Annotated in this window: 14 protein-coding genes; 7 read left to right on the forward strand and 7 right to left on the reverse strand. The window is 71.3% G+C overall.

Translation table 11 applies throughout. The features are described 5' to 3' along the window. Positions 1-39: 39 nt before the first annotated feature. From ACWDZ4_RS10130 to ACWDZ4_RS10140, 3 genes are all read right to left on the reverse strand, one after another. Positions 40-1,131 (reverse strand): S1C family serine protease, encoded by a 1,092-nt coding sequence (locus ACWDZ4_RS10130; protein WP_451507943.1) that lies wholly within the window; start codon positions 1,129-1,131, stop codon positions 40-42. 226 nt (positions 1,132-1,357) lie between these two features. After that, on the reverse strand, positions 1,358-2,092 hold the full coding sequence (locus ACWDZ4_RS10135; protein WP_451507944.1) for a class I SAM-dependent methyltransferase: 735 nt from the start codon (positions 2,090-2,092) through the stop codon (positions 1,358-1,360). 77 nt (positions 2,093-2,169) lie between these two features. Then, a complete protein-coding gene (locus ACWDZ4_RS10140; protein ID WP_451507945.1) occupies positions 2,170-2,769 on the reverse strand; it encodes a DUF3043 domain-containing protein in 600 nt (199 codons plus the stop codon). A gap of 251 nt (positions 2,770-3,020) precedes the next feature. Between ACWDZ4_RS10140 and ACWDZ4_RS10145 the strand changes: the two genes are divergently transcribed. The 5 genes from ACWDZ4_RS10145 (at position 3,021) to ACWDZ4_RS10165 (ending at position 9,628) form a co-directional block, all read left to right on the forward strand. Then, entirely contained in the window at positions 3,021-3,800 is a 780-nt protein-coding gene (locus ACWDZ4_RS10145) for a PspA/IM30 family protein (protein ID WP_093801203.1), read from the forward strand. 30 nt (positions 3,801-3,830) lie between these two features. Next, the gene (gene pspAA / locus ACWDZ4_RS10150) at positions 3,831-4,109 is read left to right on the forward strand and encodes a PspA-associated protein PspAA (RefSeq protein ID WP_451507946.1); all 279 of its coding nucleotides are present in this window, start codon (positions 3,831-3,833) and stop codon (positions 4,107-4,109) included. A 229-nt stretch (positions 4,110-4,338) separates the two neighbouring features. After that, a complete protein-coding gene (locus tag ACWDZ4_RS10155; protein ID WP_451507947.1) occupies positions 4,339-5,607 on the forward strand; it encodes a sensor histidine kinase in 1,269 nt (422 codons plus the stop codon). Beyond that, a complete protein-coding gene (locus tag ACWDZ4_RS10160; protein WP_451507948.1) occupies positions 5,604-6,302 on the forward strand; it encodes a response regulator in 699 nt (232 codons plus the stop codon). Before ACWDZ4_RS10155 ends, ACWDZ4_RS10160 begins: the two co-directional genes overlap by 4 nt. 146 nt (positions 6,303-6,448) lie before the next feature. Next, positions 6,449-9,628 (forward strand): efflux RND transporter permease subunit, encoded by a 3,180-nt coding sequence (locus tag ACWDZ4_RS10165; protein WP_451507949.1) that lies wholly within the window; start codon positions 6,449-6,451, stop codon positions 9,626-9,628. Positions 9,629-9,722: 94 nt separating this feature from the next. Here ACWDZ4_RS10165 and ACWDZ4_RS10170 read toward each other — a convergent pair whose 3' ends face one another. Together ACWDZ4_RS10170 and nadA are read right to left on the reverse strand one after the other, a co-directional pair. Further along, positions 9,723-10,124, reverse strand: coding sequence for a YciI family protein (locus ACWDZ4_RS10170; RefSeq protein ID WP_451507950.1), 402 nt, complete (start codon positions 10,122-10,124; stop codon positions 9,723-9,725). A 114-nt stretch (positions 10,125-10,238) separates the two neighbouring features. Next, positions 10,239-11,426 carry a quinolinate synthase NadA gene (gene nadA, locus ACWDZ4_RS10175; protein ID WP_451507951.1) on the reverse strand — a complete coding sequence of 396 codons (1,188 nt, stop codon included), beginning with the start codon at positions 11,424-11,426 and terminating at the stop codon, positions 10,239-10,241. Positions 11,427-11,670: 244 nt separating this feature from the next. On the opposite strand from nadA, the gene ACWDZ4_RS10180 reads away from it, so the two are divergent. Further along, complete coding sequence (locus ACWDZ4_RS10180) at positions 11,671-12,027, forward strand: iron-sulfur cluster assembly accessory protein (protein ID WP_344498376.1); 357 nt, start codon at positions 11,671-11,673, stop codon at positions 12,025-12,027. Positions 12,028-12,144: 117 nt separating this feature from the next. On the opposite strand, the gene ACWDZ4_RS10185 is transcribed toward ACWDZ4_RS10180, so the two are convergent. Continuing rightward, entirely contained in the window at positions 12,145-13,626 is a 1,482-nt protein-coding gene (locus tag ACWDZ4_RS10185) for a hypothetical protein (protein WP_451507952.1), read from the reverse strand. A gap of 121 nt (positions 13,627-13,747) precedes the next feature. Then, complete coding sequence (locus ACWDZ4_RS10190; protein WP_451507953.1) at positions 13,748-13,957, reverse strand: hypothetical protein; 210 nt, start codon at positions 13,955-13,957, stop codon at positions 13,748-13,750. 179 nt (positions 13,958-14,136) lie between these two features. Here ACWDZ4_RS10190 and ACWDZ4_RS10195 point away from each other — a divergent pair, with 179 nt between their 5' ends. Next, positions 14,137-15,111: a carbohydrate kinase family protein gene (locus ACWDZ4_RS10195; protein WP_451507954.1), complete on the forward strand. Its 975-nt coding sequence runs from the start codon at positions 14,137-14,139 to the stop codon at positions 15,109-15,111. Positions 15,112-15,174: the final 63 nt, after the last annotated feature.

Raw genomic sequence — 15,174 nt, forward strand, 5'->3', positions numbered from 1 at the left:
GTGCCCGGCGGCCGGGCGCCGAGGCACGCCGGACGCGCCCTAGATCTCGCCGAGGGTGACGTCCGCCGTGCGCTTCTCGCCGCCGCGCAGATAACTCACCCGCACCCGGTCGCCCGGCTTGTGCGGGGCCAGCGCCTCCGCCAGCGAGGTGACCGTGGCGATCGTGGTGGAGTCGACCGCGGTGATGACGTCCCCGGCCTTCAGGCCCGCCTGCGCCGCCGCGCCGTCCGGCTCGGTCGAGACGACGGCGATGCCGGCCGGTTCGAAGGCGCTGTTCACGACCGTACGGGCCGTGATGTCCAGGGCCGCCCGCCCCGAGTCGGTGACTCTGCCGTCCCTGATGATCTGGTCGGCGACCGTCTTCACCATCGAGGACGGGATCGCGAACCCGATCCCCGGCGCCGCGCCGCCGCCCAGTTCGGGGTCGGTCGCCGCGAGCGTCGGGATGCCGATGACCGCGCTGTCGAGGTCGACCAGCGCGCCCCCGCTGTTGCCCGGATTGATCGCGGCCGAGGTCTGCACCATGTTCGCGATGGTCGCGCCCGTACCGCCGCCCGAACGCCCCTCGCTCACGGTCCTGCCGACCGCGGAGACGATGCCCTGCGTGACGCTGCTGGAAAGCCCCAGCGGACTGCCCATCGCCAGCACGATCTGCCCGGCCTCGACCCCGGAGGAGTCCGCGAACCTCGCGGCCCTCAGCCCGTCGGGAAGACGGTCGAGCTTGATGACGGCGAGGTCCTGCTCGGGGTAGGCGGCGACCAGCCTCGCGCCGAGCGGGGTGCCGCCGGTGGCCGCCGTGACCTTGAAGCTCTTCTCCCGGCCGACCACGTGGGCATTGGTGACCACGTGCCCCTTGTCGTCGTAGACGACGCCCGACCCCAGGCTGTCGGACGCGTCGATCTGGACGACCGAGGGCAGTACCTCCCTGATCACCTCTTGGTAGTCGCTCTGCAGATCCTCCCGCGCCCCGGGCGCCACCGGCGCGCCCGCGTCCGCGGTGGAGGCCGGCGCGGACGCCGCGTCCGGGTCGGAACAGCCGCTCAGGCCCAGCAGCGCGACCGCACAGGCTCCGGCGGTCAGGGGCAGCGGGAGCCGGCGGCGCGTACGGCTGGGATTACGTGATCCATCCATGCCTGGAGTGTCCCTTTTATGGAAATTCCAGGCCCGTGGAGCGGGGCCATCAGAGGGCCACGGCGCTTTTCAGCCGCGTACGCCGCACAGGTGCAGCAGCGCCGCGACCTGCCGGTAGGGATCGGTGCGCCCGGCCCGGACTGTTTCTTGACGCGTCCCTTGCACCGTTCGGCGCCGGGGCGCTGCGGCGGACTCCGTCCGCAGGGGGGTGTGGCCGCGGCGTTTCTCAGCCGCGTACGCCGCACAGGTGCAGCAGCGCCGCGACCTGCCGGTAGGGATCGGTGCGCCCGGCCCGGTCCTCCAGGGCCAGCACCCGCTCCAGCTCCTCCGCGGAGAGCTCCGCCTCGTCGTCCTCGACGTGGTCGGTGAAGATCCGCACGCCGTACCAGGCGTGCAGCGGGGCGGCGATCCCGGCGAGGGTCGCCTTCAGCGCGCCGAGCCGGTCGGCGCGGACCGGCAGGCCGAGCCGGTTGGTGTACGTGTCCGAGTCGAACGCGGCGAGCGCCCCCGCCCAGTCCCCGGCGAGGCCGGGCCGCATCGCGAGCGCGTCGGCGTTCCGTACGAGCAGCGACAGCAGTCCGCCGGGAGCCAGCATCCTCGCCAGGCCCGCGATCATGGCGTCGGGCTCCTGGACGTGCATCAGCACGCCGTGGCACAGCACCACGTCGAAGCTGCCGGGCAGGAAGTGCACCCCGGTCTCGGTGCCGTCGCCCTCGATCATGCGTACCCGCTCGCGGATGCCCTCGGGCTCACCGGCGAGCGCCTCGCGCGCCGCCGCCAGCATGTCCCGGTCGGACTCCAGACCGGTCACCTTGTGGCCGGCCCGGGCCAGGCGCAGGGCCTGCGCGCCCCGGCCCATGCCGACGTCGAGCACGGCGAGCCGCCGGCCCACGGGGAAGCGGGCCGATATCTGCTCGTCGAGCCGGCGGGCGACCAGTTCCTGGCTGACGGTGTCGCGCAAGGTGCCGACGCCCTTCGGCGAGCCGGCCGCCGCGCCTTCGGGCCGGGGCGTGCCCGTGATGTCAGGGGCGTCCGCGCTCAGGGCCGTTCCCCGCGCTTGACCTGGGGCTTGGGCAGACGCAGGCGGCGCATCTGGAGCGTACGCATCAGGCCGTAGGCCACGGCGCCGCGCTTCGGCTCGTTCGGGAAGCGCTCGTTGAGCTGCTTCTTGAGCCGGATGACCAGACCGATGGAGTCGATGACGATCATCACGATCACGCCGAGCCACAGCAGCAGCGCGATGTTCTGGATGTTGCTGGTGCGGATCATGCTGAGGACGAGGATCACCACCGCGAGCGGCAGGAAGAACTCGGCCACACAGAAGCGGGAGTCGACGAAGTCGCGCACGAAACGGCGGACGGGGCCCTTGTCGCGGGCCGGCAGGTAGCGCTCGTCGCCGCTCGCCAGTGCCTCCCGCTGCCTTGCCAGGTCCGCACGGCGGGCTTCGCGCTGACGCTTCATCGCCTCCTTGCGGTTCGCCGGGGTCGCCGCCACGCTGCGGCGCTGCGACTGTGCGACAGCGCGCTTCGGAGTGGGGCGGCCCTTCGGGGCCTGCGGGTCACGGGACGCTTTGGAGAGGTCCACCTGCACCTTGTCGGTGGGGGCCTTCTCTTCCTTGGAGGAACGGCTACGGAACACAAAGCCCAAGGGTACGGGGTGCCGGGCATGGACCACAGCCTCGAGGGGAACGATCCCGCAACGGTCGGTTTCCCCGGCCGTCACCTACTCCCTGAGCTGGAGCCCGGCGAACCGTAGTCGTCCTGGAGGAGGAGCGCATCGGCCCGCGAACAGTGCGGTAATGGATGCAGGGCCCGTAGTGTGGGTTCAAGTGCTGGAGCCGGAGTCCGTAGTCCGTCAGAAGGGGGCGCGCGAAGCCCATGAGCGGTGTCATGAAGCGTATGGGGATGATCTTCCGCGCGAAGGCAAACAAGGCCCTCGACCGGGCCGAGGATCCGCGCGAGACCCTCGATTACTCGTACCAGAAACAGCTGGAGCTGCTCCAGAAGGTACGCCGCGGTGTCGCCGACGTGGCGACGTCGCGCAAGCGCCTCGAACTGCAGCTGAACCAGTTGCAGGGCCAGTCCTCCAAGCTGGAGGACCAGGGCCGCAAGGCGCTCGCGCTCGGCCGGGAGGACCTCGCCCGCGAGGCGCTGTCCCGCCGCGCCGCGCTGCAGCAGCAGGTCACCGACCTGGAGACGCAGCACCGGACGCTCCAGGGCGAGGAGGAGAAGCTGACGCTCGCCGCGCAGCGCCTCCAGGCCAAGGTCGACGCCTTCCGCACGAAGAAGGAGACCATCAAGGCCACCTACACCGCCGCGCAGGCGCAGACCCGGATCGGCGAGGCGTTCTCCGGCATCTCCGAGGAGATGGGCGACGTCGGCCTGGCGATCCAGCGGGCCGAGGACAAGACCGCGCAGCTCCAGGCACGGGCCGGCGCGATCGACGAGCTGCTGGCCTCCGGCGCCCTGGACGACCCGTCCGGGATGGCGAAGGACGACATCGCCGCCGAGCTGGACCGTATCTCCGGTGGTACGGATGTGGAGCTGGAACTGCAGCGCATGAAGGCCGAGCTGGCGGGCGGTCCGACGGCGCAGCAGCAGGCGCTCGAAGGCGGCGCGCAGGACGGGACGCAGCAGTCGCAGCCCCGGCACAACTTCGACAAGCAGTAGGCCGTCCTCACTCCACCAAGGGAGAACGTCGTGATCGTACGGATCATGGGGGAGGGCCAGGTGAAGCTGGCCGACAGCCACCTCACCGAGCTGAACAAGCTGGACGACGAGCTGCTCGCCGAAATGGAGAGCGGGGACGAGTCCGGCTTCCGGCGCACGCTCGGCGCGCTCCTCGAAGCGGTACGCCGCCTCGGGGAGCCGTTGCCGGACGAGTCCCTGGAACCTTCGGAACTGATCCTCCCGTCGCAGGACGCGACGCTGGACGAGGTCCGCGAGATGCTGACCGACGACGGCCTGATCCCCGGCTGACCCCCTCGGGCCCGCTCCGGCCATCTCCGGCCCGCCCCCCGGCCACTCAAGTCCGCCCAAGCCCCCTCAAGCCCGTCCGGCGATGGAGGACAGAGGGGGGCCCGGGGGCCTGCCTCCAGCTTCGGGAAGGGGCGGGCGGGGGAACGACTCCGCGCAGCGGCCCGCACCTGCCCCGGCACCCGTCCCCGCACCGCTGCCCCCGCCCGCCCCCACCCCGTACCGTTGCGCCATGACTGCCCTCGGTACGGGCTGCGCCCGGTCCCGGTGCTGGCTCCGCGCACACCCCCTCGCCCTCGACGCCGCCCTGGCGCTCGCCGTGCTGGTGGTGATCGTGGCCGGGTCCTTCGCCGACCCGCACGGCAGCCCCAACGGACCGACCTTCGGCACCCGGGTCCCCGGAGCCCGCAGCGTCGTCCTGATGGTGCTCGGCTCCGCCGCCCTCGTCCTGCGGCGCCGCAGGCCCATGGGCGTACTCGCCTTCACGGGTGTGGTCACACTCGTCGAGCTCGTCGCGGGCGACCCGCCGGCGCCCGTCGCGATGAGCGCTGTCATCGCGCTCTACACCGTCGCGTCCCGCACGGACCGCCCCACCACCTGGCGCGTGGGCCTGCTGACGATGACCGGTCTGACGGCCGCCGCGATGTGCTTCGGCTCCGGCCCCTGGTACTCCCAGGAGAACCTGGGGATCTTCGCCTGGACCGGCATCGGGGCGACCGCCGGAGACGCCGTGCGCAGCCGCCGCGCCTTCGTCGACGCCATCCGTGAACGTGCCGAACGCGCCGAGCGCACCCGGGAGGAGGAGGCCCGCCGCCGGGTCGCGGAGGAGCGCCTGCGCATCGCCCGCGACCTGCACGACGTCGTCGCCCACCACATCGCTCTCGTCAACGTCCAGGCGGGCGTCGCGGCCCACGTCATGGACAAGCGCCCCGACCAGGCCAAGGAAGCCCTCGCGCACGTACGGGAGGCCAGCCGTTCCGCACTGAACGAGCTGCGCGCCACCGTCGGCCTGCTCCGCCAGTCCGGCGACCCCGAGGCCCCGACCGAGCCCGCCCCCGGTCTCGCCGTGCTCGACCAGCTCCTGGACACCTTCCGCCACGCGGGCCTCCCGGTGGAGGTGGCCAGGCCGGACAGCGGAGTGGCCGCACCCCTCCCCGCCGCCGTCGACCTCGCGGCGTACCGGATCATCCAGGAGTCCCTGACCAACGTCCAGAAGCACGCGGGCCCGCAGGCCAAGGCCGAGGTGAGCGTGGTCCGCGTCGGTTCGTCCGCCGAAGTCACGGTGATCGACAACGGTGCGGGGACGGCCGGGGGGACAGCAGGGGAGACCGCCGGGGCGGAGGGCCCCGAAGCCGGCGGCGGCCACGGCCTCACCGGGATGCGCGAGCGGGTCACCGCCCTCGGCGGGACCCTGACCGCGGGTCCCCGCTACGGCGGCGGGTTCCGCGTCCATGCGATCCTGCCGTTCACGGCGCGTACCGGTACGGGGGAAGACACATGACGACGGCCACGACCATCCGCGTCCTGCTCGCCGACGACCAGGCGCTCCTGCGCAGCGCCTTCCGGGTCCTGGTGGACTCCGAGCCCGACATGGAGGTCGTCGGAGAGGCCGTGGACGGCGCCCGGGCCGTCGAACTCGCCCGCGCCCTGCGCGCCGACGTCGTCCTGATGGACATCCGCATGCCCGGTACGGACGGCCTCGCCGCCACCCGCATGATCAGCGAGGACCCGGAGCTGTCCGCGGTGCGCGTCGTCATGCTGACGACCTTCGAGGTCGACGAATACGTCGTGCAGTCCCTGCGCGCCGGTGCCTCCGGCTTCCTCGGCAAGGGGGCGGAGCCGGACGAACTGCTCAGTGCCATCCGTATCGCTGCGGCCGGTGAGGCCCTGCTCTCGCCCGTCGCCACGAAGGGACTGATCGCCAAGTTCCTCGCCCAGGGCGGCACATCGGAGGACGACGAGGCCGCCGCGGCCCGTGCCGAGCGGCTCTCGGCGCTGACCGTGCGCGAGCGCGAGGTCCTCGTCCAGGTCGCGGGCGGCCACTCCAACGACGAGATCGCCGAGCGGCTGGTCGTCAGCCCGCTCACGGTCAAGACCCATGTGAACAGGGCGATGGCGAAGCTCGGCGCCCGCGATCGAGCCCAATTGGTGGTAATCGCGTACGAATCGGGTCTCGTGCGGCCGAGGGTGGAGTGAAGGTGTAGCGGCGCGTACTCCAGCTGCGGTATGCGCGGCACAAGAAAGGCACTTGGGAGCGAGGGATCACCCTCTTCGCATGGCTGATCGTATAAGCGGACCACCGTGTCCGCCTGCCTCGCACGCCACAGAAGAGAGACCCACCCATGTCCTGGCTGTCCAGATTCAGCCTCGCTCAGCGGGCGCTGATCGGTCTGATGTCGATCATCGCGATCGTCTTCGGCGCCATCGCGATACCGCAGCTCAAGCAGCAACTGCTGCCCACCATCGAGTTTCCGATGGTCTCCGTGCTGGCGCCCTACCAGGGTGCGTCCCCCGACGTGGTCGAGAAGCAGGTCGTCGAACCGCTCGAGAACACCATCAAGGCAGTCGACGGCATCACCGGCGTCACCTCCACGGCGAGTGAGGGCAACGCCGTGATCATGGCCCAGTTCGACTACGGCAACGACACCAAGCAGCTCGTCGCCGACGTTCAGCAGGCCGTGAACCGCTCCCGCGCCCAGCTGCCCGCCGACGTCGACCCGCAGGTCGTGGCCGGTTCGACGGACGACATACCGACCGTCCTGCTCGCCGTCACCTCGGCCCAGGACCAGCAGGCGCTCGCCGACCGGCTGGAGAACACCGTCGTCCCCCGCCTGGAGGACATCGACGGCGTGAGCCAGGTCGCCGTCGACGGCGCACGGGACCTCCAGGTCGCCGTCACCCCCGACGACAAGAAGCTCGCGGCGGCCGGCCTCGACGTCTCCGCGCTCAGCCAGGCCCTCCAGGCGGGCGGCGCCACCGTCCCGGGCGGTTCCTTCGCCGAGGACGGCAAGAGCCGTACGGTCCAGGTCGGCGGCGGTTACACGTCGCTGAAGCAGATCGAGGACCTGCGCGTCACCGCCGCCGCCACCGGCGCGCCCGCCGGCCAGGGCGGCAAGCCGCCGAAACCGGTACGCCTCGGTGACGTCGCCACCGTCGAGGAGCAGCCCGCCACCGCGGTCTCCATCACCCGTACCAACGGCAAGCCCAGCCTGTCCCTGGCCATCACCATGGACCAGGACGGCAGCGCCGTCGCCATCTCCGACGCGGTCACGGACCTCCTGCCCGACCTGCGCGCGAGCATCGGCGCGGACAGCGAGATCGCGGTCGTCTTCGACCAGGGCCCGGCCGTCTCCAAGTCGATCTCCGGTCTGACCACCGAGGGCGCCCTCGGCCTGGTCTTCGCCGTGATCGTCATCCTGGTCTTCCTGGCGTCGGTCCGCTCGACGCTCGTCACGGCCATCTCCATCCCGCTGTCGGTCGTCCTCGCGCTGATCGTGCTGTGGACCCGCGACCTGTCGCTCAACGTCCTCACGCTCGGCGCGCTGACCATCGCGATCGGCCGCGTCGTCGACGACTCGATCGTGGTCCTGGAGAACATCAAGCGTCACCTGGCGTACGGCGAGGAGCGCCACTCGGCGATCACCACCGCGGTCAAGGAGGTGGCCGGCGCGGTCACCGCCTCCACGCTGACCACCGTCGCCGTCTTCCTGCCGATCGGCCTGGTCGGCGGCATGGTGGGCCAGCTGTTCGGCTCGTTCTCCCTGACCGTCACGGCGGCCCTGCTCGCCTCGCTGTTGGTGTCCCTCACCGTGGTGCCGGTCTTCTCGTACTGGTTCCTGCGTCCCCCGAAGGGCTCCGAGGGCGTCGACCCGGCGGAGCTGCGCCGCAGGGCGGAGGAGAAGGAGGAGCGCAGCCGTCTCCAGCGGGCGTACGTCCCGGTCCTGCGCTTCGCGACCCGCCGCCGCCTCTCCAGCCTGGCCATCGCGATCGTCGTCCTTCTCGGTACGTTCGCCATGGCGCCGCTGCTGAAGACCAACTTCCTCGACCAGGGCGAGCAGGACACCCTGTCCGTCACCCAGGAGCTGGAGCCGGGCACCAGCCTGGCCGCCGCCGACCGGGCCGCGCTGAAGGTCGAGAAGGCGCTCGACTCCATCGACACGATCAAGGACTACCAGGTCACGGTCGGCTCCTCGGGCTTCGCGGCCGCCTTCGGCGGAGGCACGGGCGCCAACCAGGCGACGTACCAGCTGACCCTTGAGGACGCCTCCGACTTCGAGGCCACCCAGGACCGGATCGACGAGGAGCTGGGCAAGCTCGACGGCATCGGCGAGACCACGATCGGCGCGGGCGGCGGCTTCGGCAGCCAGGACCTGAGCGTCGTGGTGAAGGCCGGTGACGGTGACGTCCTGAAGAAGGCGTCCGAGCAGGTACGGAACGCGGTCGCCGAGCTCGACGACGTCACCGACGTCCAGAGCGACCTGGCCCAGAGCGTGCCCCGGATCTCCGTCAAGGCCAACGACAAGGCGGCCGCCGCGGGCTTCAACCAGGCCACGCTCGGCGCCGCCGTCACCCAGGCGGTGCGCGGCACCACCTCGGGCAAGGCGATCCTCGACGACACCGAGCGCGACGTCGTCGTGAAGTCGGCCAGGCCGGCCACCACGATGGACGAGCTGAAGAAGCTGAACCTCGGGCGGGTGGAGCTCGGTGACATCGCCGACGTGAAGCTGGTCGCGGGACCGGTCTCCCAGACCCGGATCGACGGCGCCCGCGCCGCGACGATCACGGCCAAGCCGACCGCCGACAACACGGGCGCGGTGACCGCCGCGCTCCAGACGGAGATCACCGAGCTGAAGAAGGAGCTGCCGGAGGGCGCGAGCGTCGAGATCGGCGGCGTCTCCTCCGACCAGGACGAGGCGTTCGCCCAGCTCGGCCTGGCCATGCTGGCGGCCGTCGCAATCGTCTTCATGCTGCTGGTGGCGACGTTCCGCTCGCTCGTCCAGCCGCTGATCCTGCTGGTGTCCATCCCGTTCGCGGCGACCGGCGCCCTCGGCCTGCTGCTCCTCACCGGTACGCCGATGGGCGTCCCGGCGATGATCGGCATGCTGATGCTGATCGGCATCGTGGTCACCAACGCGATCGTGCTGATCGACCTGATCAACCAGTACCGGGCCCAGGGCCTGGGCGTCGTCGAGGCGGTCCTGGAGGGCGGGCGTCACCGCCTGCGCCCGATCCTGATGACGGCACTCGCGACGATCTTCGCGCTGCTGCCGATGGCACTGGGCATCACCGGCGAGGGCGGTTTCATCTCGAAGCCGCTGGCGATCGTGGTGATCGGCGGTCTGATCACGTCGACGCTGCTGACGCTGCTCCTGGTGCCGACGCTGTACGCGATGGTGGAGCTCCGCAAGGAGCGCCGGGCCGAGAAGAAGGCGGCCGGGCGCGCGGCGAAGGCGGACACCCCGGCTCCGTCCGATCCCGGCTCCGGCACCGAGTCGCAGGAGCCGGAGCCGGCGAAGACCTGACCGGCGTACGGCCCAGCACAGCGGTGAGCCCCGGCCCCCTTCTCGGGGGACCGGGGCTCACCCCGTTCCGGGTCCGGCCAGGTCCGCCCAGGGGTCAGGGCTCCGGCACCTCGGGCGGCCCCTGGGGGATGGCGTGCACCTCGACCGGATCGCTCCCGGGCTTGCCGCCGGGGCCTGGACAGGCCGAGGCCCGCGCGGCGATCTCCAGGGCCCGCTCCTCGTTCTTGACGTCGACCACCCAGTAGCCGGCCAGGATGCGCCCGGGCTCCGCGGGTCCGTCGGTCACCTTCGCCCGGCCGTCGTCCGTCGCCCGTACCGTCTTGACCATCGCGGGCCCGCCGAGACCACGGGCCTCCACCAGTTCGCCCGCCGCGCCGATCTCCTGGTTGAGCGCGTCCATGTGCGCGAACATCGCCAGCATGTCGTCCTTGGAGAACGACGACATCATGCCGTCCCACTCGTCGGCGGACACGTTCATCTGGATCATGTACTCCATAGTCCTCACCCTTCCTCGCTTCCACGGTGGCAGGTGGGCGCAACCACCGCACCCCCTGACGCGAGGCGTGAGGGGGCGCGGTGCGAGACGCACGGGAAGCCGTACGGGAGGGACCTACGGCAGCGCCAGCATCCGCTCCAGCGCGAGCTTCGCGAACTGCTCGGTCTCACGCTCGACCTCGATGCGGTTGACGAGGTTGCCCTCGGCCAGCGACTCGAGCGCCCACACCAGGTGCGGCAGGTCGATGCGGTTCATGGTCGAGCAGAAGCAGACCGTCTTGTCGAGGAAGACGACTTCCTTGCCCTCCGGGGCGAACCGGTTGGCGAGCCGCTGCACCAGGTTCAGCTCGGTGCCGATGGCCCACTTGGAGCCGGCCGGAGCCGCCTCCAGCATCTTGATGATGTACTCCGTCGAGCCGACGTGGTCGGCGGCCGCCACGACCTCGTGCTTGCACTCGGGGTGCACGAGGACGTTGACGCCCGGGATGCGCGCGCGCACGTCGTTGACGGACTCGACCGAGAAGCGCCCGTGCACCGAGCAGTGCCCGCGCCACAGGATCATCTTCGCGTTCCGCAGCTCCTCGACCGTCAGGCCGCCGTTCGGCTTGTGCGGGTTGTAGAGCACGCAGTCGTCCAGCGACATGCCCATGTCCCGCACCGCGGTGTTGCGCCCGAGGTGCTGGTCGGGCAGGAAGAGGACCTTCTCGCCCTGCTCGAAGGCCCAGTCCAGCGCCCGCTTGGCGTTCGACGACGTACAGATCGTCCCGCCGTGCTTGCCGGTGAACGCCTTGATGTCCGCGGAGGAGTTCATGTACGACACGGGCACGACCTGCTCGGCCACACCGGCCTCGGTCAGCACGTCCCAGCACTCGGCGACCTGCTCGGCGGTGGCCATGTCGGCCATCGAGCAGCCCGCCGCCAGGTCGGGGAGTACGACCTTCTGGTCGTCGGAGGTCAGGATGTCCGCGGACTCGGCCATGAAGTGCACGCCGCAGAAGACGATGTACTCGGCCTCCGGCCTGGCGGCCGCGTCCTTGGCCAGCTTGAAGGAGTCCCCGGTGACGTCGGCGAACTGGATGACCTCGTCACGCTGGTAGTGGTGGCCGAGGACGAAGACCTTGTCCCCGAGCTTTTCCTTGGCGGCGCGGGCGCGCTCCACCAGGTCCGGGTCGGAGGGCGAGGGCAGGTCGCCGGGGCAGTCCACACCGCGCTCGCTCCTGGCGTCGGCCTCGCGGCCGAGCAGCAGGAGAGCGAGCGGCGTCGGCTGGACGTCCAGTGGCTGGGCGGTGGTCACCACACGCACCCTTTCTTGTCTGCGAACACGCTTTTCGTCGATTTGACGTTATCTATCATAACCGCTTCATGTCACTTTGACGATGCCGATGTCGTCGATGTGACGAATTGCCGTCGGCTCCGGCCCCGTGTCCCTGCGGAACGGGGTGTGCGAGCATGAATGGAGAAGGCAAGAGCTCAGGCCCGGAATGAATCCGCGGCCGCGCCGGTTGCAACCGTCGGCAAGCAGTCCGTACAACCCGGGAGAGATGTAGATGTCCGTTCAGGACGACAAGACCACCGTGAGCGACGGCATTCTCCTGTCCGACGCCGCCGCGGCCAAGGTCAAGGCCCTGCTGGACCAGGAAGGCCGGGACGACCTGGCGCTGCGCGTCGCCGTGCAGCCCGGTGGCTGCTCCGGCCTGCGGTACCAGCTCTTCTTCGACGAGCGCTCGCTCGACGGTGACGTCATCAAGGACTTCGACGGCGTCAAGGTCGTCACCGACCGCATGAGCGCCCCGTACCTGGGCGGCGCCTCCATCGACTTCGTCGACACCATCGAGAAGCAGGGCTTCACGATCGACAACCCGAACGCCACGGGTTCCTGCGCCTGCGGTGACTCGTTCAGCTAAACCTGAACCGCGATCCGAACCGCGCGTGAGAGAAGTGGGAGAAGGCGGCCGCCCCCGGACCGGGACGGCCGCCTTCTCCGTGCTCTGTGGCTTCTCGGTGCTCCGTGGCGTACGGGCCTAAGCGTGCGGCACCGTCTCACCGCTCCGCGCGTCCACGACCTTCCGGCCGTCCAGCGGCTTGTCGAGCGCCACGGTCTCCGTCAGCTCCTTGGCGATCATGATGCAGGCCCGCCCCGGGTCCGGGTTGGTCTCGGTGATCCTCACCTTCACCACTCCGTCCTCCTCCTCGGCCTTCGCGCCGTAGTCGCTGCACACCCCGCCCCAGAAGTGCAGGGTCAGCTCGCGCCCGTCGGCGCTGTACGACTCGATGTGCCGCGCCGGCGCCGAGGGCTCGCCGCGCTCCGGCGGAGCCGACGGAGCGCTCTCACGCGGCGACGGCGGCGCGGACGGTTCGGCCAGGTAGTCCGGATCGACCGCGGGGTGGGTGATGGTGAAGGGCTGCGCGCCGCCTCCCGGCCTCACCTCGAAGAGCCACGAGGGTACGAGCGCCTGCCGCCCGTCGACGTACTGCGCCGACAGCCCGAAGACCGCCTTGCCCACGGTCACGGGCTCCGGCGCGGCCGGCGTCTGCCCGCCGTCCGTCTCGCACGGCGCCGCGGCCCCGGCGCCGGCCGCGCGGTCCTCGGCCCCGCCCCCGTGGGGCACGGGCGTGGCACAGCCGCCGATGCCGGTCTTGCCGGCGCCCTCGCCGGCCCTGTTCAGCTGCTCCAGCGCCTCACCCGCGCTGATCACCGGGTACTCGGCGCCCTTCGTCAGGCTCTTCAACTGCCCGCTGCCCCCCACCGGGCGGCCGTCGGGGCCGATCTGGACTCCGGTCGCCCAGCCGTACGTCGGCAGTCCGCCCACCTTCGGGTCGGCGTTCACCACCCGCACCGCGCCCATCAGCTGGCGTGCGTTCAGCTCGGCGTCGCCCTGGCCCACCGCCTTCAGCACGGGCGCCGCCGCCTCCTTCGCGGCTTTCTCGCTCACCGCCGACCCCTGGCCACCGGGCGCGTAGGAGGTGCCGGAACACTTCTCGCGCTTGGTGCAGTTGTCGCTGCCGCCCCGGCCGTACTGCGCGAAGGTCCAGGTGCCCGGCGCCTGCCTGTTGACCTGGAGCACCGGCCCCGAGCCGTCCTTGGTGACGCCGGCCTTCCAGGCCGGACCCTCCACGCGCGGTTTGCCCGGTACGCCGAGCGCCTCGGCCAGCCGTGCCACCTCGGCCTCGGTGACCGTGCCCGACGCCCGGTACACCGGGGCGGAACCGGGCCCCTCCGGCAGCTTCCCCGCCGCGCGGTAGGTCGCCCCGCCGTTCGGATCGGGCTCGCCGGGTGCGATGCCCGGAGCGCCGCCGCCCGTACGGCCGTCGAGGTTCAGCGGCGGCGGAGTGCCGCCGTCCGCCGCCACGCCGCTCCCGGTGCCGCCGCCCGAGGCGGTCGACGCCCAGTACGCCGCACCGCCCCCGGCCAGCAGCACCGCCGCGGCCACTGAGGCGGCCACCAGCGGGGAGCGCCGCCTGTGGACGCCGTCCGCGTCCTCTTCCGGTCGCTCGGTGCTCACCGCATCGCTCCTTCGGCTGCTGGGCCGTCCTGTGCCGTATGTCGTATCCCTGTTTACGGGGGACACCGGTGGGACGGAACGCAAGGGCGCACGGTTCCCCCGTATGCCGCAGGAGCAGGACTCAGCCGCCGTACTCGGACATCCCGCCCACCAGTCGCGCCGAGGCGGGCGGCACGGTGATCCCGTGGATCAGGGAGGCCGGCACGGGGGCCGGCACGGGAGCCGCGGGCACCGCCCAGTGCGGGACCATCCGCGCGCAGTCTCCGCGCAGCTCCTCCAGGCCGCCGTCCTGCTCGGCCCGGCCGGACACCATGACGCTGTGCTTGTGCATGCGGGATACTCCCGTAGCTCTCGGGGCCGCACGTCCACGGACCCTGACATGGGCACCGTAAGCACCTCGGGCAACGGAAAAAAGCCCTACTATTGGGTAGTTTTGCCGCTTAGTGCGAAAGGGCTACGACCGGGTAGCGTGAGCTGTCCTCACCCCTCGCCCGCAGGAGCGTCCTCGCCGTGCGTATCGCAGTCACCGGTTCCATCGCCACCGACCACCTCATGACCTTCCCCGGCCGCTTCGCCGACCAGTTGGTCGCGGACCAGCTGCACACGGTCTCGCTCTCCTTCCTCGTCGACAACCTCGACGTACGCCGGGGCGGAGTCGGCCCGAACATCTGCTTCGGCATGGGCCAGCTCGGCGGCAACCCGATCCTGGTCGGCGCCGCCGGCTCGGACTTCGACGAGTACCGCGCCTGGCTCGACCGGCACGGCGTGGACACCGGCTCGGTGCGCATCTCCGAGGTCCTGCACACGGCCCGCTTCGTGTGCACCACCGACGCCGACCACAACCAGATCGGCTCCTTCTACACGGGCGCGATGAGCGAGGCCCGCCAGATCGAGCTCCAGGCGGTCGCCGAGCGCGTCGGCGGCCTCGACCTGGTGCTGATCGGCGCGGACGACCCCGAGGCGATGCTCCGCCACACGGAGGAGTGCAAGACCCGCTCCATCCCGTTCGCCGCGGACTTCTCCCAGCAGATCGCCCGCATGTCCGGCGACGACATCCGCACGCTGCTCGACGGCGCGACGTATCTCTTCTCCAACGAGTACGAGAAGGGGCTCATCGAGTCCAAGACCGGCTGGACCGACGCCGAGATCCTCGGCAGGGTCGGCCACCGCGTCACCACGCTCGGCTCCCGCGGCGTCCGCGTCGAGCGGGTCGGCGAGGAGCCGGTGCTCGTCGGCTGCCCGGAGGAGGTGGCCAAGGTCGACCCGACCGGCGTCGGCGACGCCTTCCGCGCCGGATTCCTGTCCGGCCTCGCCTGGGGCGTCGGCCTCGAACGCGCCGCCCAGGTCGGCTGCATGCTGGCGACCCTGGTCATCGAGACCCTCGGCACCCAGGAGTACACGCTGCGCCGCGCCAACTTCATGGACCGCTTCACGAAGGCGTACGGCGACGAGGCGGCGGAAGAGGTCCGGGTGTACCTGTCCTGACCCCGAGGCGCCCCCGGGCGTGCCCCTCGGACGCCGGACGGACCGGAGGACCCGGTCCGGAGG

This window comes from Streptomyces sp. NPDC003016, from assembly GCF_053591455.1.

Coding starts and splice junctions, on each gene's coding strand:
- ACWDZ4_RS10130 (WP_451507943.1), bottom strand. CDS start 1,131: ATGGATGGATCACGTAATCCCAGCCGTACGCGCCGCCGGCTCCCGCTG.
- ACWDZ4_RS10145 (WP_093801203.1), top strand. CDS start 3,021: ATGAAGCGTATGGGGATGATCTTCCGCGCGAAGGCAAACAAGGCCCTC.
- ACWDZ4_RS10155 (WP_451507947.1), top strand. CDS start 4,339: ATGACTGCCCTCGGTACGGGCTGCGCCCGGTCCCGGTGCTGGCTCCGC.
- ACWDZ4_RS10160 (WP_451507948.1), top strand. CDS start 5,604: ATGACGACGGCCACGACCATCCGCGTCCTGCTCGCCGACGACCAGGCG.
- ACWDZ4_RS10165 (WP_451507949.1), top strand. CDS start 6,449: ATGTCCTGGCTGTCCAGATTCAGCCTCGCTCAGCGGGCGCTGATCGGT.
- ACWDZ4_RS10170 (WP_451507950.1), bottom strand. CDS start 10,124: ATGGAGTACATGATCCAGATGAACGTGTCCGCCGACGAGTGGGACGGC.
- ACWDZ4_RS10180 (WP_344498376.1), top strand. CDS start 11,671: ATGTCCGTTCAGGACGACAAGACCACCGTGAGCGACGGCATTCTCCTG.
- ACWDZ4_RS10190 (WP_451507953.1), bottom strand. CDS start 13,957: ATGCACAAGCACAGCGTCATGGTGTCCGGCCGGGCCGAGCAGGACGGC.